At 71.7% G+C, this 23702-nt stretch carries 22 protein-coding genes; 13 read left to right on the forward strand and 9 right to left on the reverse strand.

Features of this window, described 5'->3' with window-relative positions:
• Positions 1-103: 103 nt before the first annotated feature.
• Positions 104-1039, reverse strand: a complete 936-nt coding sequence (locus IAG42_RS19965; protein ID WP_188338329.1) for an HAD family hydrolase — start codon at positions 1037-1039, stop codon at positions 104-106.
• 116 nt (positions 1040-1155) lie between these two features.
• Between IAG42_RS19965 and IAG42_RS19970 the strand changes: the two genes are divergently transcribed.
• The 7 genes from IAG42_RS19970 (at position 1156) to IAG42_RS20000 (ending at position 9195) form a co-directional block, all read left to right on the forward strand.
• Positions 1156-1434, forward strand: coding sequence for a glutaredoxin family protein (locus IAG42_RS19970; protein WP_188338330.1), 279 nt, complete (start codon positions 1156-1158; stop codon positions 1432-1434).
• Positions 1435-1777: 343 nt separating this feature from the next.
• Positions 1778-2584 carry a redox-sensing transcriptional repressor Rex gene (locus IAG42_RS19975; RefSeq protein ID WP_188338331.1) on the forward strand — a complete coding sequence of 269 codons (807 nt, stop codon included), beginning with the start codon at positions 1778-1780 and terminating at the stop codon, positions 2582-2584.
• Positions 2581-4254: a glutamyl-tRNA reductase gene (locus IAG42_RS19980; protein ID WP_188338332.1), complete on the forward strand. Its 1674-nt coding sequence runs from the start codon at positions 2581-2583 to the stop codon at positions 4252-4254. The genes IAG42_RS19975 and IAG42_RS19980 overlap by 4 nt, the downstream gene beginning before the upstream one ends.
• On the forward strand, positions 4251-5213 hold the full coding sequence (gene hemC / locus IAG42_RS19985) for a hydroxymethylbilane synthase (protein ID WP_188338333.1): 963 nt from the start codon (positions 4251-4253) through the stop codon (positions 5211-5213). The genes IAG42_RS19980 and hemC overlap by 4 nt, the downstream gene beginning before the upstream one ends.
• Positions 5210-6889, forward strand: coding sequence for a bifunctional uroporphyrinogen-III C-methyltransferase/uroporphyrinogen-III synthase (locus IAG42_RS19990; protein ID WP_188338334.1), 1680 nt, complete (start codon positions 5210-5212; stop codon positions 6887-6889). Before hemC ends, IAG42_RS19990 begins: the two co-directional genes overlap by 4 nt.
• Positions 6890-6979: 90 nt before the next feature.
• Positions 6980-7972 (forward strand): porphobilinogen synthase, encoded by a 993-nt coding sequence (hemB, locus tag IAG42_RS19995; protein ID WP_188338335.1) that lies wholly within the window; start codon positions 6980-6982, stop codon positions 7970-7972.
• Between the two features lie 41 nt (positions 7973-8013).
• Complete coding sequence (locus IAG42_RS20000; RefSeq protein WP_188338336.1) at positions 8014-9195, forward strand: winged helix DNA-binding domain-containing protein; 1182 nt, start codon at positions 8014-8016, stop codon at positions 9193-9195.
• Positions 9196-9200: 5 nt separating this feature from the next.
• Here the strand turns inward: IAG42_RS20000 and IAG42_RS20005 are convergent, their stop codons facing one another.
• Positions 9201-9881, reverse strand: coding sequence for a DUF4232 domain-containing protein (locus IAG42_RS20005; protein ID WP_188338337.1), 681 nt, complete (start codon positions 9879-9881; stop codon positions 9201-9203).
• A gap of 293 nt (positions 9882-10174) precedes the next feature.
• Here IAG42_RS20005 and IAG42_RS20010 point away from each other — a divergent pair, with 293 nt between their 5' ends.
• The 3 genes from IAG42_RS20010 to IAG42_RS38065 all read left to right on the forward strand — a co-directional run bounded on the left by IAG42_RS20010 (position 10175) and on the right by IAG42_RS38065 (position 12538).
• Positions 10175-11671, forward strand: coding sequence for an FG-GAP and VCBS repeat-containing protein (locus IAG42_RS20010; protein ID WP_188338338.1), 1497 nt, complete (start codon positions 10175-10177; stop codon positions 11669-11671).
• 151 nt (positions 11672-11822) lie between these two features.
• Positions 11823-12356: a DUF4232 domain-containing protein gene (locus IAG42_RS20015; protein ID WP_223206091.1), complete on the forward strand. Its 534-nt coding sequence runs from the start codon at positions 11823-11825 to the stop codon at positions 12354-12356.
• Entirely contained in the window at positions 12347-12538 is a 192-nt protein-coding gene (locus IAG42_RS38065) for a hypothetical protein (protein ID WP_223206092.1), read from the forward strand. The genes IAG42_RS20015 and IAG42_RS38065 overlap by 10 nt, the downstream gene beginning before the upstream one ends.
• Here the strand turns inward: IAG42_RS38065 and IAG42_RS20020 are convergent.
• The 3 genes from IAG42_RS20020 to IAG42_RS20030 are packed head-to-tail and all read right to left on the reverse strand — an operon-like array spanning position 12535 to position 14064.
• Positions 12535-12993, reverse strand: a complete 459-nt coding sequence (locus tag IAG42_RS20020; protein ID WP_188338339.1) for a pyridoxamine 5'-phosphate oxidase family protein — start codon at positions 12991-12993, stop codon at positions 12535-12537. The genes IAG42_RS38065 and IAG42_RS20020 overlap by 4 nt on opposite strands.
• Before the next feature lie 20 nt (positions 12994-13013).
• Positions 13014-13229 carry a DUF397 domain-containing protein gene (locus tag IAG42_RS20025; RefSeq protein WP_188338340.1) on the reverse strand — a complete coding sequence of 72 codons (216 nt, stop codon included), beginning with the start codon at positions 13227-13229 and terminating at the stop codon, positions 13014-13016.
• Positions 13210-14064 (reverse strand): helix-turn-helix domain-containing protein, encoded by an 855-nt coding sequence (locus IAG42_RS20030; protein ID WP_188338341.1) that lies wholly within the window; start codon positions 14062-14064, stop codon positions 13210-13212. The genes IAG42_RS20025 and IAG42_RS20030 overlap by 20 nt, the downstream gene beginning before the upstream one ends.
• Positions 14065-14200: 136 nt before the next feature.
• On the opposite strand from IAG42_RS20030, the gene IAG42_RS38360 reads away from it, so the two are divergent.
• On the forward strand, positions 14201-14758 hold the full coding sequence (locus IAG42_RS38360; RefSeq protein WP_188338342.1) for an ATP-binding protein: 558 nt from the start codon (positions 14201-14203) through the stop codon (positions 14756-14758).
• A gap of 59 nt (positions 14759-14817) precedes the next feature.
• On the opposite strand, the gene IAG42_RS20040 is transcribed toward IAG42_RS38360, so the two are convergent.
• The 3 genes from IAG42_RS20040 to IAG42_RS20050 all read right to left on the reverse strand — a co-directional run bounded on the left by IAG42_RS20040 (position 14818) and on the right by IAG42_RS20050 (position 18596).
• Entirely contained in the window at positions 14818-15003 is a 186-nt protein-coding gene (locus IAG42_RS20040; RefSeq protein WP_188338343.1) for a hypothetical protein, read from the reverse strand.
• Positions 15004-15193: 190 nt separating this feature from the next.
• A complete protein-coding gene (locus IAG42_RS20045) occupies positions 15194-15382 on the reverse strand; it encodes a hypothetical protein (RefSeq protein ID WP_188338344.1) in 189 nt (62 codons plus the stop codon).
• Positions 15383-15596: 214 nt separating this feature from the next.
• Positions 15597-18596, reverse strand: coding sequence for an AfsR/SARP family transcriptional regulator (locus IAG42_RS20050; protein WP_188338345.1), 3000 nt, complete (start codon positions 18594-18596; stop codon positions 15597-15599).
• 217 nt (positions 18597-18813) lie between these two features.
• On the opposite strand from IAG42_RS20050, the gene IAG42_RS20055 reads away from it, so the two are divergent.
• Positions 18814-20073, forward strand: a complete 1260-nt coding sequence (locus IAG42_RS20055; RefSeq protein ID WP_188338346.1) for an amidohydrolase family protein — start codon at positions 18814-18816, stop codon at positions 20071-20073.
• 337 nt (positions 20074-20410) lie between these two features.
• Here the strand turns inward: IAG42_RS20055 and IAG42_RS20060 are convergent, their stop codons facing one another.
• Positions 20411-22552, reverse strand: a complete 2142-nt coding sequence (locus tag IAG42_RS20060) for a protein kinase domain-containing protein (RefSeq protein ID WP_188338347.1) — start codon at positions 22550-22552, stop codon at positions 20411-20413.
• Positions 22553-22765: 213 nt separating this feature from the next.
• Between IAG42_RS20060 and IAG42_RS20065 the strand changes: the two genes are divergently transcribed.
• Positions 22766-23692, forward strand: a complete 927-nt coding sequence (locus IAG42_RS20065) for a TIGR03619 family F420-dependent LLM class oxidoreductase (protein ID WP_188338348.1) — start codon at positions 22766-22768, stop codon at positions 23690-23692.
• The last annotated feature ends 10 nt before the right edge of the window (positions 23693-23702 follow it).

Here is a 23702-nt window from a genome sequence, read left to right on the forward strand (position 1 = left end):
TTGAGGTCAGATTCCGGCTGTGCCGGTGACGCGTTGTGGTCGAGTGGTATCAACGGGACTGCCGCGCCGCCGGGGCGGGTAAGCCCACCCGAATCGGCGGGAGTCAGCGGCGGCGGCGGTGCAGCGCGATCGCCGCGGCGGTGCCGCCCGCGAGCGCGCCGACGCCGGCCGCGGCCGGGATCCCGACCTTGGCGGCCTTGCGGCCCGTGCGGTAGTCGCGCAGCCGCCACTCCCGCTCCCGCGCGTACTTGCGCAGTTTGGCGTCGGGGTTGATCGCGTACGGGTGCCCGACGAGCGAGAGCATCGGGATGTCGTTGTGCGAGTCGCTGTACGCGGCGCAGCGGCCGAGGTCCAGGGCCTCGGCGGAGGCGAGCGCGCGGACGGCCTCGGCCTTCGCGGGGCCGTGCAGCGGTTCGCCCACGAGCTTGCCCGTGTAGACGCCGCCGATGGACTCCGCGACGGTGCCGAGGGCGCCGGTCAGGCCGAGGCGGCGGGCGATCACGGTGGCGATCTCCACCGGGGCGGCGGTGACCAGCCAGACCTTCTGGCCCGCGTCGAGGTGGGCCTGGGCGAGGGCGCGGGTGCCGGGCCAGATCCGCTCGGCCATGTACTCGTCGTAGATCTCCTCGCCGATGGACATCAGCTCGGAGACGCGGTGGCCCTTGACGATGGACAGGGCGCTGTCGCGGGCGTCCTGCATGTGCTCGGGGTCCTCGACCCCGGCGATCCGGAACCAGGCCTGCTGCCAGGCGAACCGGGTCAGCTCGCGGCGCTGGAAGAACTTCCGCTTGTACAGGCCGCGGCCGAAGTGGAAGATCGCGGCGCCCTGCATCACCGTGTTGTCCAGGTCGAAGAAGGCGGCGGCCTTGTCGTCGCCGACGACCGGGAACTCCGGTTCCTGCGCGGGCTGTTCCAGCGCCTGCTGGTCCTCCAGCTCCTGGGAGGACTTGCGGGCGGCCTCGGCAGAGGCCTCGCCGGCCAGCACGCTCCGCGCGGTGGCGGAGCGCCTACGGGGTGTGAGCCATCCAAGAGCGGCCATGCGGCGAGCATAGCCAGTTTGTTCGGTGGTTCCGGAGTCGAGGGGATTTCGGGAAGCTGTCGTTCTGTGAAATCCGTGCGTCCTGCGTGACGTGCGCCGGGGTGACAATGGCCGGTATGAGTCCCGTCTTTCGCAGAAGAGAGAAGAAGGACCCGAGCGAGCGGGTCGTCACGCTGATCGGGAAGCCCGGCTGTCACCTGTGTGATGACGCACAGGTGGTCATCGAGAAGGTGTGCGCCGAGGTCGGAGCATCCTGGGAGAAGAAGGACATCACCGAGGACGAGGAGCTGTACCGCAAGTACTGGGAGCAGATCCCGGTCGTGCTCGTCGACGGGGCGCAGCACGACTTCTGGCGCGTGCAGGAGGAACGGCTGCGGCGTGCGCTCACCTCGTAGCACACCGCGTACGGAGTGAGGGCGAGACCCCCGACCGGTCGTGCAGATCACTGACCGACCAGTCCAACTCGCCCCGAAAGTCGCTTAGGATCGGGGGCGGTTTTGGTCTCGGGGGCGTGGATCGTAAGGAAGGTGTGCGGTTTTGCCCCCGACAGGTGTGCAACGAAGCAGCCCGCGCGCCGGTTCCCGTTACGGGTGCGAAGGGCGCGTGACCCCGGTCACGTTGGCCGGGCAAATCGGACACCATCTTTGTGCACGCGTTCACAAAGACATAGCCTGCATTCGACGGGGCGGTCACGGAAGTTTCAGCCGCCCGCAGCCCCGCTCTACCCGCAGGAGCACCGTGGCAACTGGCCGAACTCACCGACCGGCGACCCGCAGCCGAGGGATTCCCGAGGCCACCGTCGCCCGGCTTCCGCTGTACCTCCGCGCCCTCACCGCTCTGTCGGAGCGTTCGGTGCCCACGGTCTCCTCCGAGGAGCTCGCGGCCGCGGCGGGGGTCAACTCCGCGAAGCTGCGCAAGGACTTCTCCTACCTCGGCTCGTACGGCACCCGCGGTGTCGGCTACGACGTCGAGTACCTCGTCTACCAGATCTCGCGCGAGCTGGGCCTGACCCAGGACTGGCCGATCGTCATGGTCGGTATCGGTAACCTCGGCGCGGCCCTGGCCAATTACGGCGGCTTCGCCTCGCGCGGCTTCCGCGTCGCGGCACTGATCGACGCCGACCCGGCGATGACCGGCAAGTCCGTCGCGGGCATGGCCGTGCAGCACGCCGACGACCTCGAGAAGATCGTCGACGAGAACGGCGTGTCGATCGGTGTCATCGCGACCCCGGCGGGCGCCGCGCAGCAGGTCTGCGACCGTCTGGTCGCTGCCGGTGTCACCTCCATCCTGAACTTCGCGCCGACCGTGCTGTCCGTCCCGGACGGCGTCGACGTGCGCAAGGTCGACCTCTCCATCGAGCTGCAGATCCTCGCCTTCCACGAGCAGCGCAAGGCCGGGGACGCCGCGGACGAGGGCGAGGTGCCGCCCGCCGCGGGCGGTGTCGGTGTCGAGGGCCCGGCCGCCAAGGTCACCAAGGCCGCCCCATCCGGCGGCAGCGACCGCAAGGGACCCGACGGGGACGTCCCCGCCGTGATGCCGGCATGAGTCTCCTCGTCGTCGGGCTGAGCCACCGCAGCGCACCGGTCAGCGTCCTGGAGCGCGCGTCGCTGAACGCGGACGCCCAGGCCAAGCTGCTGCAGGACACCCTCGCGGCCGAGCCGGCCGCCGAGGCCGGCGTGCTCGCCACCTGCAACCGCATCGAGCTGTACGCGGACGTCGACAAGTTCCACGCCGGTGTCGCCGAGCTGTCGACCCTGCTCGCGCAGCACAGCGGCGTGGGCCTGGACGAGCTCACCCCTTATCTCTATGTGCACTACGAGGACCGGGCGGTGCACCACCTGTTCTCGGTGGCGTGCGGCCTCGACTCGATGGTCGTCGGCGAGGGCCAGATCCTCGGCCAGATCAAGGACACGCTGGCCCGCGCCCAGGACCTGCACTCCGCGGGCAAGCTCCTCAACGACCTGTTCCAGCAGGCGCTGCGCGTCGGCAAGCGCGCCCACTCGGAGACCGGCATCGACCGGGCCGGGCAGTCCCTGGTCACCTTCGGCCTGGAGCAGCTCGCGCCGGGGCAGTCGGTCGAGGCCTGGGCGAAGGGCAAGCGGGCGCTGGTGATCGGCGCCGGTTCGATGTCCTCGCTCGCCGCGGCCACGCTCGCGCGGGCCGGGGTCGCCGAGGTCGTCGTCGCCAACCGCACCCTGGAGCGCGCCGAGCGCCTCGCCGAGATCATCACCGACGGCGGCACCGCCGCGCGGGCCGTCGCGATGGACGCGGTGGCGGACGAACTGACACGTGCCGACGTCGCCATCTCCTGCACCGGCGCGACCGGCCTGGTCCTGACCGCGGACGCGGTGCGGGCCGCCGTCGCGGGCCGTACCCCGACCGCGGGCGCCGACGTGCCGGCTCCGGCCGCGCCCGCCGCGGGCCGTGCCGCGGCCGCCGACGGCTGCCCCGTGGAGACGGTGCGCGGCGGGCTGCCGATGGAGAGCGGCTTCTCCGTCGAGGGCGAGGCCGCCGTCGCCGGATTCGACGCGGCCGCCCTGGAGCAGCACGGCGCCTGGGTGGACAACGCCCCGGCCGACCGGGTCAGTCCCGCCCCGCAGCCCTCCGAGGCCGAGGCCATCGCGGCGCTCGCCGCCGTGGGCAGGGTGCCGGAGATGCGCCGCGAGCGCACGCCCGAGCCGCCGGCCCGTCCGGTCGCGCTCGCGCTGCTCGACCTGGCGATGCCGCGTGACATCGACGCGGCCGCGCACCGGATCGACGGGGTGCGCCTCGTCGACATCGAGTCGCTCGCCGAGGCGTCCGCGGACGCCCCGATGGCCGCCGACGTGGACCAGGTGCGGGCCCTCGTGGCCGACGAGGTCACCGCGTTCGGCGCCGCGCAGCGGGCCGCGCACATCACGCCGACCGTCGTCGCGCTGCGCACGATGGCCGCGGACGTGGTGACGAACGAGATCGCCCGCCTCGACGGCCGGCTGCCCGGCCTGGACGAGAAGCAGCGTGCGGAGATCACCCAGACCGTGAAGCGCGTGGTGGACAAGCTGCTGCACGCGCCGACCGTACGGGTCAAGCAGCTGGCGGCCGAGCCCGGCGGTGCCGGGTACGCGGACGCGCTGCGGACCCTGTTCGACCTGGACCCGGAGACGGTCGCCGCCGTCTCCCGGGCCACCCCCCGAGACCGTGAAGACGCGGTAGGCAAGAATCGAGGCCCGGCATGACCGCCGAGAGAGCACTGAGGCTGGGGACGCGCCGCAGCAAGCTGGCCATGGCCCAGTCCGGGCATGTCGCCGACGCGGTGCGCCAGGTGACCGGCCGTGAGGTCGAGCTCGTGGAGATCACCACGTACGGCGACACCTCCCGGGAGCACCTGGCGCAGATCGGTGGCACCGGTGTCTTCGTGACCGCGCTGCGCGACGCGCTGACGCGGGGCGAGGTGGACTTCGCGGTGCACTCGCTCAAGGACCTGCCGACCGCGCAGCCCGACGACCTCACGCTGGCCGCCGTGCCGCTGCGCGAGGACCCGCGGGACGTGCTGATCGCGCGTGACGGACTGAAGTTCACGGAGCTGCCCGACGGCGCTCGCGTGGGCACGGGTTCGCCGCGCCGCATGGCCCAGCTCAACGCGTACGCGAAGAGCCACGGGATGCGGATCGAGACCGTACCGATCCGCGGGAACATCGACACCCGGATCGGGTTCGTCGAGAAGGGCGAGCTGGATGCCGTGGTTCTCGCGGCGGCCGGGCTCAGCCGGATCGGCCGGACGGAAGAAGTGACCGACTTCCTGTCCACCGACATCGTTCTGCCCGCCCCCGGTCAGGGGGCCCTGGCAGTCGAGTGCGCCGCCACGAACGGTGCGCTCGCCGCCGCGCTCGCCGAGCTCGACGATCCGTTCACCCGGTTCGCCGTGACCGCCGAGCGTTCCCTGCTCGCCGCCCTGGAGGCCGGCTGCAGCGCACCCGTGGGTGCTCTCGCCGACCTTCTGGCCGATGGGCAGATTGTCAAGGAAATGCGCCTGCGCGGCGTCGTCGGCACCACCGACGGCTCCGAGCTGGTGCAGCTGTCCACCACCGGTCCCGTGCCCACGTCGCACGACGAGGCGCTGGCGCTCGGGCGGGAACTTTCCGCCGAGATGCTGGCCAAGGGCGCGGCCGGTCTGATGGGGGAGCGAGCACTTTGAGCCCCACCACCGCTGAATCGACCGCCTGTGCACCGGGGCACGTCACCTTCCTGGGTGCCGGTCCCGGTGACCCGGGACTGCTGACCCTGAGGGCCGTGGAGGCCCTGACCCGAGCGGATGTGCTGATCGCCGAGCCCGAAGTGCTCGACGTCGTCCGCGCGCATGCCGGGGCGGGCGTCACCGTGCTCGACGCCGAGGGCGCACCCGGGCAGCCTGGCACCACTGACGAGTCGTCAACTGTCGTCGCGGTCCCGGCTCCGAGGGACTGGGCCAATCTTGTCATGGAGGCCGCGCGGGGCGGCAAGCGGGTCGTCCGTGCGGTGTCCGGCGACCCCGGGCTCGACACGTACGCGGCCGAGGAGATGCTCGCCTGCGCTTCCGCCGGCATCGACTTCGAGGTCGTGCCGGGTGTCGCTGCGGCCGTCGGCGTGCCCGCGTACGCCGGTGTCCCGCTGCGGGACGCGCAGGGTGCCGACGTGCGGTTCGTGGACGCCCGTACGGCGACCGAGCGGTGCTGGACCGAGGTCGGGGCGTCCGACGGCACGGTCGTCGTGTCGACGACGCTCGACGCGGTCGCGGCGGCCGCCGGTGAGCTGGTGGCGGCGGGCCGCAAGCCCGACACCCCGCTGTCGGTGACGGTGGCCGGTACGACGACGCGTCAGAAGACGTGGACGGCGACGCTCGGCACCATCGCGCAGACGTTCAAGCAGGCCAAGGTGCTGCCCTCGCCCGAGGGGAACCGGCCGGTGATAGCCGTGGTCGGTGAGCGCAGTGCCGCCGCCCAGCGTGACCAGCTGTCCTGGTTCGAGTCGAAGCCGCTGTTCGGCTGGCGGGTGCTCGTGCCGAGGACGAAGGAGCAGGCCGCTTCGCTCTCCGACCAGCTCAGCTCGTACGGGGCGGTGCCGCACGAGGTGCCGACGATCGCCGTCGAGCCGCCGCGCACGCCGCAGCAGATGGAGCGCGCGGTCAAGGGTCTGGTGACCGGCCGCTACGAGTGGATCGCCTTCACGTCGGTCAACGCGGTCAAGGCGGTGCGCGAGAAGTTCGAGGAGTACGGGCTCGACGCTCGGGCCTTCGCCGGGATCAAGGTCGCGGCGGTCGGCGAGCAGACGGCGAACGCGCTGATCGCGTTCGGTGTGAAGCCGGACCTGGTGCCGAGCGGTGAGCAGTCGGCCGCCGGTCTGCTGGAGGACTGGCCGCCGTACGACCCGGTCTTCGACCCGATCGACCGTGTCTTCCTGCCGCGCGCCGACATCGCCACGGAGACGCTGGTCGCCGGGCTGATCGAGCTGGGCTGGGAGGTCGACGACGTCACGGCCTACCGGACCGTGCGGGCGTCGCCGCCGCCGGCGGAGACCCGTGAGGCGATCAAGGGCGGCGGCTTCGACGCCGTGCTGTTCACCTCGTCCTCGACCGTGCGGAACCTGGTCGGTATCGCGGGCAAGCCGCACAACGTGACGGTGATCGCCTGCATCGGTCCCGCCACGGCGAAGACCGCCGAGGAGCACGGGCTGCGGGTCGACGTCATGGCTCCGGAGCCGTCGGTGCACAAGCTGGCGGCGGCGCTGGCGGAGTTCGGCGCGCGGCGCCGGGACGCGGCCGTGGAGGCCGGGGATCCGGTGACGCGGCCGAGCGAGCGGCGGCCGGGGGCGCGTCGTCGGCGGGCCGCGCCGTAAGGCAGTGTTGAGGGGCGGGTGCTCGGCTTCGGCCGGATGCCCGCCCCGCTTCGTTTTCGTAGGTACGTGTAGGTACGAGGTGACAGTGCAGTGACTCGGTACGGCTCTTTCCCCGGTTCGCGGCCCCGGCGGCTGCGCTCGAATCCCACCATGCGGCGGATGGTCGCCGAGACGCGGCTGCATCCGGCCGATCTGATCCTGCCCGCGTTCGTGCGCGAGGGGATCGACGCCCCGGTCGAGATCGGGTCCATGCCCGGCGTGTACCAGCACACCCGTGACTCGCTGAAGAAGGCGGCGGCCGAGGCCGTCGAGGCGGGTGTCTCCGGGATCATGCTGTTCGGTGTGCCGCTGGACGAGAAGAAGGACGGCGCCGGCACGGACGGCACCGACCCCGACGGGATCCTCCAGGTGGCGCTGCGCGATGTGCGGGCCGAGGTCGGCGACGACCTGCTCGTCATGTCGGACCTGTGCCTCGACGAGTTCACCGACCACGGCCACTGCGGCGTCCTGGACGAGCACGGCCGGGTCGACAACGACGCGACGCTGGAGCGGTACGCGGAGATGGCGCAGGTCCAGGCCGACGCGGGCGCCCACGTGGTGGGTCCGAGCGGCATGATGGACGGCCAGATCGGCGTCATCCGTGACGCCCTCGACCAGATCGGCCGCGACGACGTCGCGATCCTCGCCTACACGGCGAAGTACTCCTCCGCCTTCTACGGCCCGTTCCGCGAGGCCGTCGGGTCCTCGCTCCGGGGCGACCGCAAGACGTACCAGCAGGACCCGGCGAACGCGCGGGAGTCGCTGCGGGAGCTGGCGCTCGACCTCGAGGAGGGCGCCGACATGGTCATGGTCAAGCCGGCCGGACCGTACCTCGACATCCTGGCCAAGGTGGCCGAGGCCTCGGACGTGCCGGTCGCCGCGTACCAGATCAGCGGTGAGTACGCGATGATCGAGGCGGCGGCGCAGCGCGGCTGGATCGAGCGGGACCGGGCGATCATGGAGTCGCTGACCGGCATCAAGCGGGCCGGGGCGAGCATGATCCTCACGTACTGGGCGACCGAGGTGGCTCAGCAGTTGGGCTGATCCCCGGCGGGATCCACGGGTCCGCGCGGCAGAATCGTGGCATGACGACGATCTCCGCGCGTGCCCTCAACCGGTCGACACTGGCACGGCAGTTGCTCCTGGAGCGCGCCGGGGTGCCGGCCGAGGACGCGGTACGGCGGGTTGTCGCGCTTCAGGCGCAGCAGCCCGCTTCGCCGTATGTGGCCCTGTGGAACAGGGTGGCGGGCTTCGAGGCGTCGGCGCTGGACGCCCTGTTCGCCGGCTACCGGGTCGTGAAGTCCACGATGATGCGGATCACGCTGCACGCGGTGCACGTCGACGACTACCCGGCGCTGCGGGCGGCCGTGGAGCCGACGGTGCGCGGGGCGCGGCTGCGGGACCGGCGCTTCCGGGACTCGGGGCTGACGGAGGCGGACGCGGCGCGACTGCTGCCGGAGCTGCTGGCCCGTGCCGAACAGCCGTGTGGCGGGCCGGAGTTGAAGGACTGGCTGGTGGAGAAGGCCGGGATCGAGGAGGCGGTCGCGCTGCCCGCCTGGCGGATGCTGCGGCAGTACGCGCCGCTGTGGCACGCCCCGGTCTCCGGCGCTCCGTGGGCGTACGTGGGCAACGGCGGGCAGGAGTTCGTGGCGGCGGGGGAGGCGAGCCGTCCCGTCCTTGAGGGGGACGAGGCCGCGGCGGCGGGCATGCGGGCGCTGGTCCTGCGCTATCTGGAGGGGTTCGGTCCGGCGACCGTGTCGGACGTGGCGCAGTTCGGGCTCGTGCAGAAGGGGCGGGTGCGGGGCGCGCTGCGTGAACTCGGCGACACCGTCCGGGAGTTGGAGGGGGAGGGTGAGGTTCTGTACGACGTTCCCGGCGGGGTCGTGCCGGACGAGGACGTGGTGGCGCCCGTGCGCTTGCTGCCGATGTGGGACAGCGTGCTGCTCGCCTACGCGGACCGGGGCCGGGTCATCCCGGCCGAGTACCGCAAGCACGTGACCCGGGTGAACGGGGATGTGCTGCCGACCGTGCTGGTGGACGGGTACGTGGCCGGGGTCTGGCGGGTCGCCGAGGGCGGGGCCGGGATCGAGGTGGGGGCGTTCCGGGAGTTGCCGGCCCCGGTGTGGGAGGAACTGGAGGCGGAGGCGCGGGGGCTGTTCGCGTTCCTCGCGGGGCGGGACGTGTCCGCGTACCGGCGCTATGACCACTGGTGGGTCAAGGGGCTGCCGGTGACGCAGACGCGGGTCCTGGCGGGCTCGGCGGGCTGAGCCGGTTACTGCTTGCCGGTGCCGACGGGGTCGACCATGACGCCCTGCTCGGGGTGGGAGCCGTCGGTGACCGGGAGGCTGAGGCTGAACGGGATCGTCTTGGAGTGCGTCTCGTTCGGGGGCGTGATCACGAGCTGGGTGACCTTCACGCCGGAGCCGCCGCTGTCGTTGCGCGGGGTGTGCAGGGTGAAGCGGGTGGTGGCGCCGCCCTGGAGGACGACGGAGGGGGCGGCGTTCTCGGTGCGGCCCGCGCTGATGGTGTCGCCGTCGGCGGTCTTGAGGTCGACCCCGGCGAAGCCCTTCAGATTGCAGGCGTCGCTGGTGTTCTTGAGGCTGACCAGGACGTCGCCCTCGCCCATGCCGTGGGTGGCGGTGATGGTGAGGTTGGCGGTCTTGCAGGGGCCGGTGTTGATCTGGCCGCCGCCGCTGCCCTTGTCGTCGCCGGAGCCGCCGGTGGTGTTGCCGGTGCCCGCGCTGCCGGTGCTGCCGGTGCTGTCCGTGGCCGGGGTGGACGCCTCCGCGCCGGGGGAGGAGGGCGCGGACGAGGAGGAGGCGGTGGGGTCGGTCGAGGCGGAGGCATCGTTGTCACCGTCGTTGCCGGACTGGCAGGCGGTGAGGGAGAGGCCGGCGGCCAGGGCGACGGCGGCGAGGGTCAGCTTCTTGGCGTGCTTCGTCTGGGTGCGCATCGGATCGTCCTCGGGTGTGTGGGGGAGGCGGTGGCGTGTGGCCGTGCGGTCGTCTGTCGTGCTGTTGAGGAGGACCGGGGTGGGGGTGGGTTCCGTTCCGGCTGGGACGTGTCCCTGACAGGGCTGTTACACACGCCCTGGTAGGTGGGCAGTCGGGTGGCTCAATGGTTGTGCTCTGCTGGGCAATTGACCGCATGAGAATGATCACGCTCGAAGCGAGTGATGTTCCAGGAGGTCAGCCCGCTTGGTCGGACGGAGAGACAACTCCTCCGTTCTCCGAGACTGGAGCAGACTTGCGCGTACGCACCCTGGCCATCGCCGCGGCCCTCGCCGCGGCGTCCGCGGGCCTGTCCGTGACCCTCGCCCCCACGGCGAGTGCGGTCACCACCACGGCTGACGACTTCAACGGTGACGGTGTCGCCGACCTCGTCGTAGCCACCCCCGGAGCCACCGTCGACGGAATCACCGACGCGGGCTCGGTCACCGTTCTCTACGGCTCCGCCGACGGTGTCTCCCCGACCCGTTCGGCGACCGTCACCCAGAACTCCTCCGGCATCCCGAGCACTGCCGAATACGGCGACCGCTTCGGCAGCACCTACGCCACCGGTGACCTCGACGCCGACGGCTACACCGACCTCCTCGTCGGCGCCCCCGGCGAACATATGGACTTCAGCAGTGACAGCTTCGGCAGTCTCACCGTCCTGTGGGGCGGTGCGAACGGTCTGGCCAACGGCGGCACAGAGATGGACAGCCCGATCGCCGGCAGTGTGTGGGAGTCCGAGAAGGACTTCGCCAAGAAGGTCGTCGTCGCCGACCTCGACGGCGACGGAACTGTCCAGCCGGCCGTGCTCAGCCGCAACAAGCTGTGGGTGTACGACGACCTCACGGGCCGCACGGCGCCGACCGGAGCGAAGTACTCCCACTGGTTCAGCGGCTACGTCGAGCCCCAGACCCTGAGCGCGGGTGACTTCACCGGAGCCGGACGTGCCCAGCTGGTTGTCACGGGCTCCCAGAGCTGTGACGACACCACTGACTGCCAGCACACCGGCGTCTACACCTGGGGTGCCGAGCGGCTCGACTGGGCCTCCCTCGCGGACCCGAGTGCTGGTGCTTCCGGCGAGAACGAGGCCCCCACCGTCGCGGCCGCCGCCGGGGACATCGACCACGACGGCTACACCGACCTCGTCACCGGCCACATCCCGTACTCGGCCGCCACCACGGGCGAGTACTCGGACGCCGCGGGCTTCCTCTACGTCCGCTACGGCAGCGCGGAGGGCCTCGGCGCCCACCGCACCGCCACCCTCGACCAGGACACATCCGGTGTCCCGGGGGTGAGCGAGCCCGGCGACAACTTCGGCGCGTCCCTCGCGGTCGGCGACGTCACAGGTGACGGCTACGCGGATGTCGTGTCCGGCGTCCCGGGTGAGGCGGTCGGCGATGTGACGCAGACCGGCTCGGTGGCCCTGCTCAAGGGCACGGCCACCGGCCTGACCGGCACCGGTGCCCAGACCTGGCACCAGGCCACCAGCGGCGTGCCCGGCGCCGCGGAGGCGTCCGACTGGTTCGGCTCCGCGGTACGCATCACCGACGTCGACGGCAACGGCACGGCCGACGTCACGATCGCGGGGAAAGGCGAGGACGTCTTCTCCGGGTCGACGCACGACGGCGCCGACTGGGTGCTGCGTGGCTCGGCGACCGGACTGACGGCGAGCGGCGCGACCTCGTTCAGCGAGAAGGCCTTCGGGATCACCTACCCCGACGTCGAGTTCGGCTCGGTCTTGGGCGGCTGACGCTCCATGTGCCGGGTACTGCACGTAGGTGCAGTACCCGGCAGGGCGGGATGCTTCAAGTGTCAGCAGGTCAAGTGGGGTAGCGGTTCGCCGCGCGTTCCGGGCCGCGACTGCACTCCGTACTCGACCGCCACACACTCGGGGAATTCACATGCGTACGACGTCCCACTCCCGCAAGCGCACCGCCACCATCGGAGCGGCCCTCACCGCCGTCCTCACCCTCGCCCTCACCGCCTGCAACGGCAACGACAGCGCGTCGGGCAGCGCGCAGGGCGGCCCCACCGCGTCGGCGGAGCAGGCGGGCGGCACCGGCGGGGCGGGCCAGGCGGACCAGAGCGCTGGTACCGGCACCGGCGGGAGTGACCAGGGCGCCGACAGCGGCAACGGTGACTCCGGAGCCGGCATGGCCGACGTGTGCCGCACCCACGTGCTCGACGCCACCGCCGCCAACAACACCACGGACGAGACGAACGGCGTCGTCACCGTCACCTTCAAGAACATCGGCAGCGCCGACTGCCGCATCAGCGGCTTCCCGGGTGTCGATCTCAAGACGTCCCTGGGCGACACCGTCTCCGTGGACCGCAACGGCGAACAGGCCGTGCCGCAGATCCTCAGGAGGGCGACACCGCCGCCTTCAACGTCACGTTCCCGGTCAACAACAGTGGTGGCTCGGGCGTGCAGCTGACCGACATGGTGGTGACGCCCCCGAACGAGACCGAGCCCTTCACCCTGAAGTGGCCGGCCGGCACGCTCGCCGTCACCGACGGCGAGGACGGGGGAAAGATGGAGGTCAGCCCGGTGGGCAAGGTCGGCTGCCCTTCCGGCAGACCCCGCCCCCGCACCGCTGATCCGAACGGAACGGCTTAGTTGTTGATGTCGAGCGCCGTGCCGTACAGGCGGTCCACCTTCAGGCGGATCACCAGGCGCCGCTCGGCCACCTGCTGCTCCAGCCACGCGGTCTCGTCCTCCGGCTTCGCGCCCGCCGGGATCATCCCGAGCAGCTCCCGGCCGACCTCGTCGCCCGCGACCGAAGTGGGGGCCGTCGCCTCCGCCTCTCCCTCGGCGACCGCGAACGACCACACGTCGCCGCCTTGTACGTGCAGTGCCGTGCGGGGGTTGTTGCGCAGGTGCTTGACCTTGATGCGGTCGGCCGTCGTCGAGAACCTGGCGGTGCGGGTCTCCGGGTCCCAGCTGTACAGCATCGTGGTCAGGTGGGGGTGGCCACTGCGCTTGACGGTGGCGAGCGTGCCGAACTGCTGCTTGGAGAGCAGCTCGGAGAGGGCTTCGTCGGAGAGCGGGCGGGGCGCGGGTCCTTGAGTCATGATCGCGCCAACGTCCCTGCCTACGCGCTTATTTCCGCCACGAAGGCGGACCAGGCCCCAGGGGTGATCAGGAGGGTGGGGGCGGGGTCCGTTTCCGTGCCGGTCAGCTTGGTGTCGCGGACGGGGACGGTGTCGGGGAGGTTGGTGGCGACCTGTACGCAGTTGCCGCCGTCCCCGTTGCTGTAGCTGCTCTTGTGCCACTCGGCGCGGCTCAAGTCAGTCTCGTAGCTTGCCATTTCGGTGGTCCTCAGCCGCTTCCTCGATCAGGGCGAGGGACGCCTCCGGTGACAGTGCGGCGGCCCTGAGCCGATCGTAAGCCTTGCGGTACTGCTTCACGAGGGCCGGATCGTCGATGGTGTCGGCGCTGTACGAGGACTCCGTGTAGACCAGGGGCGGCGCGTCCGTGAAGGTCATGACCATCACGGGGGTGGACATCAGGGGGTGCGCCCCGGCGTTCCACGGAACGATCTGTGGAGTGATGCGGTGGCGGCGGGCGAGCCGGGCGATGTGGTCGAGCTGGACGGCCATGTCGGGGGCGGGGAGGACGGGGTGCCGGAGCAGGGACTCGTGGAGGATCGCCCAGTACTCCGGGGTGGAGTGATCGCGGTCGAAGAGGGCGGCGCGGGCGAGCCGGGCGTTCACCTTCGTCTCCGAGTCCTGCGGCGGCTCCAGGGGGTGCGCCGAGCGGACGATCGCGTAGGCGTAGGCCTGGGTCTGGAGGAGGCCGGGAAGCACGTTCGGGGTCCACTCCTCGATGGACTCGGCATGCTGCTCCGCCTCCAGGACCTTCTCGAAGTAGGCGGCGTGGCCCGCGCGTCGGGCTCGGCGGACCTCGTCGCAGCGGCGCGCGAAGAAGCCGTCCGTCTTCAGGACGAGGTCGATGTGCTCGGCCAGGTCGCGGGGCATGCGGCGTTCACCGCGCTCGATCTCGCTGAGGTGGCTCTGGCCGTAGAAGCTGCCCTCCACGAGCTGGTTGAGCGTGAGTCCGGCGGCTTCGCGCTGCCAGCGCAGTTCCTTGCCGTAGAAGCTCGGCACGCTCTCCGAGCCGTCGATGTCCTTGCGTCGTGCCATGTCCGCACCGCCCGTTCCACAACGTCCCCGCCGGGTTCCACGGTTCGCGTCCGGGAACCGAAAACCCTTCAACGGTAGGGGAGTTCGCGACAGTGTGTGTGGCGTTCGTCACGGAACGCACTGAAAGGGTCAGCGGATGTCTGGACACAGCGGATACGAGATGGAGGACTGCGTGGAAGCCCTGCGCGGGGCGCTGGCCTCGCACGGGATCACCCTTCCCTCGCTCCGGGTCGAGCTGCCGGCCTTCGCCGGGGACTACGCGCCGCCCATGGGGCTCGTCGCGCTCGGGAACTGCAACACGGGGACCGCGCGGCGGCTCGTCGACGCGTTGGGCGGGGGCGTGTGGTGGGAGGTCGAGCTGGCGGCCCGGGGCGAGACCGTACGGGCGGTGCGGCGGGAGGTCGGGGCGCGGTACGGGCGGGAGGCCGAGCTGTGTGTCGCCGAGTTGCTGAACAACGTCGTACGGCATGTGGGGGAGGGGGTGGCCGTGCGGGTTCGGGCGGGTGGGGCGGCGCGGCGGGTGCGGGTGGAGGTGCTTGATCCGGCGGTGGGGTCGTTGCCCGTGCTCGTCGCGGCGCGGGGCGAGGGCGAGTCGGGGCGGGGGCTCACGCTGGTCGACGCGGTGGCCCTGGCCTGGGGGATCGAGGTGCGGGGGGAGGAGAAGGCGGTGTGGTTCGAGGTGGCGGTGGTGTGAGCGCACAAGGAGGGGCCGGGCTTGGCGCCCGGCCCCTCCTTGTGGGTTTGCTGCGGGGGTCAGCTCGCGTGGCTGTCCAGCGGCGACACGATCGTGGCGTGGGCGTCCTGCGGGGACACGATCGTGGCGTGGGCGTCCTGCGGGGCGGTGGTCGCGTGCTGGTCGGCCATCGCCGGGGCCGCGGCGCCGGCGGCGACGCCCGCGACCATCGCGGCGGTGACGAGGATCTTCTTGGCGCGAGTCATTCCAACTCCCTGAGGAAGAGACGGTCTTCGTTCGTCCATGACGCTAGTGACTGGGGGGGGGCGATTGTTCGAGTCACTCGAACGGTTTCCGTCAATGAATGGCCGGATCGGCGGAAGTCCTGGACACGCCTCGGCCGCGGTGGCTCCCCCTCCGGGCCACCGCGGCCGATCCCCGTGCGAGGAAAGCGTGTTAGACCTCTTCGCCGGATGCGTGGTTGTCCAGAGGCTTGATGTCGCCGCCCGACGCGTGGTTGTCCAGCGTGGTGATGTCACCGCCGGATGCGTGGTTGTCCAGGGGGGCCACAGTGGCCTCCTCGACGTCGGACGCGTGGTTGTCCTGCGGCTTTATGTCTCCGACGGACTTCTTCGCGGCGGTCATGTACATCAACTCCTGAAGTTCTGCGGCTGCGTAGCGTGAATAAAGGGCGCCCGCCCGGCAACTCCCCCGTTGGTCGCAGGACGGGCGCCCTGAGGCCGCTCACGATAGTGCGGCGGCCTCGTTCGCGATCCGTCTGCCCCCCGACGCGACGGATCGGTGTGGATAAGAGTGCCGAGCGGCGATAAACGAACGATGAACGCGGCTGGGGTTGGGCTCAGGCGGCCATGGGCGAGAGCAGCTGACGCATCTCGCTCGCCTCGTCCGACCCCAGTCGTTCGTAGATGGCGAGCGCCTCCTGCCAGCAGGCGCGAGCACGGTCGATCTGCGCCATTGCGGCCAGGGCCTTGCCCAGGACCGTCAGGACGGTGCCCCGCCGCCACTCGCCTCCGATGCCGCGCAGCGCGATGGCCTGCTCGGCATGGCTAGCCGCCAAGGGCGCACGTCCGGCGGCCAGATGAGCCTCAGCGATGCGGAAGTGGGTGACGCCCTCCCAGAGGGGCTGGCGATTCTCGTGGAAGAGAGCCAGGGCCTCGGTCAGTTGGTTCAGGGCCTCCGTGAACTTCCCCGCGCGAGTCAGAGCCATGCCCAGGGCGTAGCGCCCGTTCGCGAGCCGCAGGGTCAGTCCCATGCGGTCGTAGACGTCGATTCCCTGTTGCGCGAGTTCGATGGCGCTGGAGAGGCGGCCCATCGCCAAGTGGATGCGGGAAAGATTGCAACGGGCGCTGGCCTCGCCCACGGCGTTGCCGTCGGCACGGAAGTTGCTGATCGCCAGCTCCAGGTAGGACTCGCCGTCGGCGTGCCGGTTCTGGTAAATCGCGATGATTCCCCGGTCGTTGGCTGCCCAGCAGTTGGGAAGCATGTCTCCGGCCTCGGCCGCGAGCTGCATGGCCAGCCGGGCCTCTTCCTCGGCCTCGTCGAACCGGCCGGCGATCAGGAGGACGTTCGTCAGCGTGGTCCGAGCGCGAGCCTCCGCTCGGGTGTCCCCGCTGTCTCGTGCCGCGTCCCGCACGGCCGTCGCGGCGATTTCGTAGGCACGCGAGTTGGCTCCTGATTCGGCCAGATCCTTGGCAGCCCACAACAGGTCGACCGACCGCCTCAGGCGAGGGCCGACCGCGGACTGCCGGACGCAGGCGATCAGACAGTTGGCCTCGGCATAGAGCCAGTCCTGGGCCTCACGTGAACCTGTGAAGGTGATGCCCGGATGGCTGGTCGGCTCAAGGTGATCCACCAGGCGATCCCCAGGCCGCTCGATCGCGTACACCCCCGCCGCCGTCGCCAGATAGAAGTCCAGGAGACGGGACATGGCCGCCTCCCGCTCCTCCGGCGGGAGTTCGTCGCGCTCCGCGCACGCACGCGCGTAGAGGCGGACCAGGTCGTGGTAGCGGTAGCGGCCGGGGGCCGCGGACTCCAGGAGGGACGTGTCCACCAGGGACTCCAGGAGATCCTCGGTCTCGTCCTGGTCCAGGTTCAGGGCCGCTGCTGCCGCCGCCAGCGAGATGTCCGGGCCGTCGGCCAGGCCCAGGAGGCGGAAGGCTCGGGCCTGGGCGGGCTCCAGCTGGCCGTAGCCGAGTTCGAACGTGGCCTTGACCGCGAGGTCGCCGGCCTGGAGTTCGTCCAGGCGGCGGCGCTCGTCGGCGAGCTTCGCCGCGAGGACGGAGACCGTCCAGGTGCGGCGGGCCGCCAGGCGGGAGGCCGCGATGCGGATGGCGAGGGGGAGGAAGCCGCAGGCCGCGACGACGTCGAGGGCCGCCTCGCGTTCGGAGGCGACGCGCTCCTCGCCGACTATGCGGGTGAAGAGGAGAAGCGCCTCGTCGGGGGACATCACATCCAGGTCGACGAGGTGGGCTCCCGCCAGGTCGACCATGCGGACCCGGCCCGTGATGAGCGCGGCGCAGCCTTCCGTGCCCGGGAGGAGGGGCCTGACCTGGGCCGCGTCCCGCGCGTTGTCCAGCAGCACCAGGACGCGGCGGCCATCCAGCGTCGAGCGGTACAGCGCCGCGCGTTCCTCCAGGGAGTCCGGGATCGCCGAGTCCGCCGTGCCGAGGGCGCGCAGGAACGAGCCGAGGACCGTCTCGGGCTCGGCCGCGCGGGCACCGGCGCCCTGAAGGTCCACGTAGAGCTGCCCGTCGGGAAACGCGGCGCGCGAGGCGTGGGCCACGTGCACGGCGAGGGTCGTCTTGCCCACGCCGCCGATGCCCGCGACGGCCGAGACCGCCATGACGGAGCCCGTGCCCGTCTCGGAGTGGGCGGAGGACAGGACTTCGCTGAGTTCGTCGACGAACGAGGCGCGGCCGGTGAAGTCGGGGACCGTCGCCGGGAGCTGGGCCGGGCGGACCGGGGTCGCCGCCGGTTCCGCCGCGGGGGCGGAGGGCTCGGCGAGGGACGGGTCCGCGTTGAGGATGCGCTGCTGGAGTTCGGCGAGGCCCGGGCGGGGGTCGACGCCGAGTTCGTCGGCGAGGAGGCGGCGCGTGTCCGCGTAGACCGCGAGGGCCTCGGCCTGACGTCCGGAGCGGTACAGGGCGAGCATGAGGAGTTCGCGGAGGCGTTCGCGCAGGGGGTGGGCGGCCGTGAGGGCCGTCAGCTCGGAGACGGCCTCGGCGTGGCAGCCCTGTTCGAGGTCCATGTCGAGGCGCGCTTCGAGGAGTTGGAGGCGCCACTCTTCGAGGCGGGTGCGCTGGGTCTCGGCGTAGGGACCGGGGACGTTCGCGAGGGGTTCGCCGTCCCACAGGCCCAGCGCCTTGCTGAGCAGGGCGCGGGCCTGGCAGAGGTCGCCCGCGTGCCGGGCCTTCTCCGCGTCGGTCCACAGGGACTCGGCGGCGGTGAGGTCGAGCGCGTCGCCGCTGAGGGAGCGGATCGCGTATCCGCCGGACTCGCTGACCAGGACGCCGGGGTCGAGGATCTTGCGCAGCCGGGAGGCGTACGTACGGAGCGCGGCGAGGGCCTGCTGCGGGGACTCGTCGCCCCAGACGGCGTCGATGAGTTCGCCGGCGGTCGCGGTCCGGCCCTCGCGGAGCAGGAGCGCGGCCAGCAGGGCGCGCTGCTGCGGGGAGCCCGTGGCGAGCTGCTCGCCGCCGCGCCAGGCCCGTACGGGTCCGAGCACGCTGAAGCGGAGCAGGTCGGAGACCGGCGCCGGGTCCGCCGTCACCTCGGCGGACGCGGTGTCACCGGGTGTGCCGGACCGTCGCTGCTCCGGTACCCGCGGTACGCCGTCCATCGTCGCCGACCCCCTGCCGCCGCACCAGCCCCGTTACATCTGCCGTTCGTGCCGTCCAGTCGGCGCGCCGTGTCGGCGGCGTCGCGGACGACCCCGCCAGTTTGCCTTGTTCATGACCGATACGTCAGCAGCGGGCGGCAGTCACCACAGACATCTCACGCATGTGAGCCCAGAACCGATAGCTGACGGATCGTCAGATCGGCGCTACCGTGAGCCCATGGAGACCTCGGAGAGCGCAATCGCCCAGAACGACCGGATACCCACCGACTTCCCGCTCATCATCTCCGTCGACGACCACACGGTGGAACCGCCGACCGTCTGGTCCGACCGGCTTCCGAAGAAGTACGCCGACGTCGGTCCCCGTATCGTCCGCGCGCCGCTCAAGGAGATGACCTTCCTCGGCGGCAAGTTCGCGCCGGTCATGGGCGCGCCGGGGGACGACGGGCCGGTCGGGGACTGGTGGGTCTACGAGGACCTGCACCGGCCGCTGACCCGGCTCGACACCGCCGTCGGCTACGACCGCGACGAGATCAAGCTCGAGGTCATCACGTACGAGCAGATGCGGCCGGGGTCGTTCAGCGTGCCCGAGCGGCTCGCCGACATGGACGTCAACCACGTGCAGTCCGCGCTGTGTTTCCCGACCTTCCCGCGTTTTTGCGGGCAGACGTTCACAGAGGCCTCCGACCGGGAGCTCGGGCTGCTCGGGGTGCGCGCGTACAACGACTGGATGGTCGAGGAGTGGTGCGGGCCCGACGCCCGCGGGCGGCTCATCCCGCTCACCCTCGTGCCGTTGTGGGACGCGGAGCTGGCGGCGGCGGAGGTGCGGCGCAATGCCGCTCGCGGGGTGCGGGCCGTCGCGTTCTCCGAGATTCCGCCGCACCTGGGGCTGCCCTCGATCCATGGTGACGAGTGGGATCCCTTCCTCGCGGCGTGCGACGAGACCGGGACCGTCATCGCCATGCACATCGGGTCCAGCAGCAAGATGCCGTCGACGTCCCCGGACGCGCCGCCGGCCGTCGGGTCCACCATCACCTTCGCCAACTGCTGTTTCTCGATGGTCGACTGGCTGATGAGCGGCAAGTTCGAGCGCTTCCCGAACCTCAGGATCATGTACGCCGAGGGGCAGATCGGGTGGATCCCGTACATCCTCGAACGGGCGGATGTCGTGTGGGAGGAGAACCGGGGGTGGGGCGGGGTCGCGGACAAGGTCCGCAAGCGGCCCAGCGAGTACTTCGCCGAGCATGTCTTCGGGTGCTTCTTCGACGACGCGTTCGGGTTGAAGAACCTCGACGCGATCGGGCTGGAGAACGTGCTCTACGAGACGGACTATCCGCACTCGGACTCGACCTGGCCCAAGTCGAAGGAGGTCGGGGAGGCGCAGATGGGGCATCTGGAGGCGGATGTCGTGGAGCGGATCGTTCGGGGCAACGCCATTGATCTGCTGGGGCTCAGCGCTGAGGGGCTCTGGGTTCCTTAGGGCTACGCGCCGTTGCGGGTAGAGGTTTCATCGCCGGGTGCGCGTCCGTCGTGGCTGGTCGCGCCCGCGCGGCGGAGCCGCAGATTGATACAGCCCCGCGCCCCTGAGAAGCGCACTTCGTGCGCCCCAGGGGTCGCGCCGTTGCGGGTTGCGGGGCGGTCGCCGACTGCTGCGCCGTCGTGGTTGCTCGCGCCCGCGTGGCGGAGCCGCAGATTGATACAGACCCGCGCCCCTGAGATGCGCACTTCGTGCGCTCCCAGGGGCGTCCCCCCGCGCGCCCGGGACGGAGCCTCTGGGGGTGCGGCCGTTGCCGGGTGCGGATTCTTCGCCGGGGGCGCTAGCGCGGCAGGCGGGTCGGGGTCTTCGCGTCGAAGGCGTGGACGCGGGCGCCGGCCGTGGCGACGAGGACCGCGCGGCCGGAGGTCCAAACGCGCGGCGCCTCCGGCTCCTCGCCGGTGGAGCCGTCCGGGGTCAGCCGGTCCGTGCTCCACAGCGTGGCTCCGGTGCGCCGGTCGACGGCCAGGGTGCGGCCGGACCCCGTGGCGGTGAGCAGGACGTCGCCGGCGACCTCGGGTGCGCTGAGGTCGTCCTGGTTCAGCGAGGTGCTCCACAGGCGCCGCCCGTCGGCGACCGTGTGGGCGCTCGCCCGGCCGGTGGGCCGGATCGCGTACACGGTGCCGTCGGTGACGGTGACCTGGGTGCGGACCGGCAGCGTCAGGTCGAGGCCGCCGGCCTTGGCGCCGGAGGCGGTCACGCGGTAGTAGCGCAGGGGGCCGTCGTCGCCCGTGGGGTCTGCGAGCACGACGGACGAGCCGTCCGCCGCCACCGGAACGAGCCTGCCCTTGGCACCCGCCTTCCGGTACAGCGTCCGGGCGGTGCCGCCGCGGCTGAGCTCGTAGACGGCGGCGTGGCCGTCATGGGCGGTGCAGGAGACGAACAGCCGCCCGTCGACCGCGTGCGGGGCGCATTCGTGGCCGCCGCGCGGCAGGCCGGTGGGCCGGAAGGTCCAGCGTCGCTCGCCCGTGCGCAGGTCCCGGGCCTCGAACGGGGCGGAGGGGGTGGTGCGGGTGAGCACCAGGTCGTCGGTGACGGCGACGCCGTCGTGCTCGGCCTCCTGGCGGGCGGTCCACAGGGTGCGCCCGCTCGTGCGTGAGACGCCGAGCAGTGTGCCGCCGGAGAGTTCGCCGCCCCTGCTGTAGGCGAGGCGTCCTTCGACGGCCACGTCGCCGCCGGTGCCGAGCAGGGTGTAGCCGGTCCTTTCGTCGCCACCGCCGTGCCGCCAGGCGACGGAGCCGTCCTTGATCCGGATGCGGGTGACAGCCATGTTCTCGGCCTCGCACAGCAGCGAGTCCCCGGCCGAGTGGCACCAGGCGGTGCTGCCGCTGACGTGGGAGCCCGCCGGGAGGACCTCGGCCCGCCAGGGCCCCTGCCAGCCCGCGGGGAGTGTGCCGCCGACGGCGGCGGCCGGGGCCGGGGAGTCACGGGACTCGTACGCCGCCCAGACACCGCCGCCCACCAGGACCGCGGCGGCCGCGGTGACCGCGACGCCGGTCCTGAGTCCGCGGCGCCGGCGTCGCGTGCGCGCGGTGAGCCGCGGCCGGTCGAGGGTGGTGCGGACGTAACCGGCCCGGCGCCGGCCGGCGCTCAGGGAGTCGTCGTCCGGGACCTCGTCCTCGTCGGGCAGCGCGCGCAGTCCCGCGAGCAGGTGGCGCAGGCCGGGCCGGTCCTGCGGCCGCTTCGCGAAGCATGGGGCGATCACCTTCCGGAGCGCGGCGGGTACGTCGGTCAGGTCCGGCTCTTCGTGCACCACCTGGTACGCCGTCATGAACGGGCTCTCGGCGGTGAACGGCCCGCGCTCGGTGGTCGCGTACACCAGGACCGAGGCCAGGGAGAAGAGGTCGGAGGCCGGGCCGACGTCCTTCGGTGAGCTGAACTGTTCGGGGGACATGAAGGGCGGGGTGCCCATCACCTGCCCGGTCGCGGTCAGCGTCTGGTTGCCGGCGGCCCGCGAGATGCCGAAGTCGATGACGCGGGGGCCGTCCGGCGACAGGACGATGTTGGCGGGCTTGAGGTCGCGGTGCACGACGCGGGCGCGATGGATGTCCCGCAGCGCCTCGCCCAACCCGACGGCCAGCCTGCGCAGTTCGGGGCCCCGCAGCGGGCCGTGCCGGAAGACCCGCCGGTCCAGCGTCTCGCCCGTGACGAACGAGGTCGCCATCCAGGGGCGTGCCGCTTCCGGATCGGCGTCCACGACGGCCGCCGTGTAGGCGCCGCTGACCCGGCGTGCGGCGGCGACCTCCTGGCGGAACCGGGTCCGGAACTCGTCGTCCAGGGACAACTCCTGATGGACGACCTTCAGGGCGACCTGCCGACCGGTCGTGGACTGCGCCTCGTACACCACGCCCATGCCGCCCGACCCGAGCCGGTCGAGCAGGACGTAGTCCCCGATGACGCGCGGATCCTCGGCGGCCAGTGGCACAGCCCTGCACCCTCCCCCGAATGTGCGTGCGGTTCACGGAAGGGTAGGTCGTCCCGCGAGGGTGCGTCGAGACGGGACCTGGTGCGCCACCCTTGTCTGACGGACCGTCAGGTATCAGGATGGGACGCCTCAACCGTCATTGACGACCCGTCAGGTGTCGCCGGAGGTGCCGCCTGACGGGGCTGGACACGCCACAGACAGGGAGATCCGGGCATGGCGCGGCTCGCGTACGGCATTCAGCTCCCGATCCAGTCCCAGAGCACCATGTACGCCGAATCGTGGGAGGCGGCGGCGGGGGTGGACGATCTCGTCTCCATCGCCCGTGCCGCCGACCGGGGCGGGTTCGACTACGTCGCCTGCTGCGATCACGTCGCCATCCCGCACCGGCTCGCCGACGCGATGTCGACCACCTGGTACGACCCCGTCGCGACCCTCGCCTATCTGGCCGCCGCCACCGAACGGGTGCGGTTGCTCAGTCATGTGGCCATCGTGGGGCTGCGGCACCCACTCGTCTCCGCCAAGCAGTACGCCACCCTCGACCACCTCAGCGGTGGGCGGCTCGTGCTCGGGGTCGGGGCCGGGCACGTGCAGGAGGAGTTCGAGGCGCTCGGGGTGGACTTCGCGCGGCGCGGGGCCGTGCTCGACGAGACCCTGGACGCGCTGAAGGCGGCGCTCGGGCCCGAGGAGTTCCCGGAGTACAAGGGGGAGCTGTTCGCGTTCGAGGGGCTCGGGCAGAAGCCGCGGCCCGCGCAGCGGCGCGTACCGGTCTGGGTCGGCGGGTCCTCGGCGCCGGCCGTGCGGCGGGCCGCGCTCAAGGGGGACGGCTGGCTGCCGCAGGGCGACCCGCGCGACAAGCTCCCCGAGAAGATCGCCACGCTGCGCCGGCTGCGGGCGGAGGCCGGGATCGAGGACCCGCTGACCGTCGGCGCCATCGCCGAGCCGCTGTACGTGGGCACGCCCGCCTGGGAGGTCGGGCGGCGCACGCTGTCCGGCGCCCCGGACGCGCTCGCCGAGTCGCTGCGCGCGTACGCCGCGATGGGTGTCGACCAGATCCAGGTCCGCTTCCGCAGCCGCGGCAGTGCCGAGCTGATCGACCAGATCGCGGCCTTCGCCGCCGATGTCGCAACCCAACTCACCTGAGGAGCAACCA

Origin of the sequence: Streptomyces xanthii (assembly GCF_014621695.1) — a bacterium.
In the GTDB taxonomy this organism is placed as follows: Bacteria; Actinomycetota; Actinomycetes; order Streptomycetales; family Streptomycetaceae; genus Streptomyces; species Streptomyces xanthii.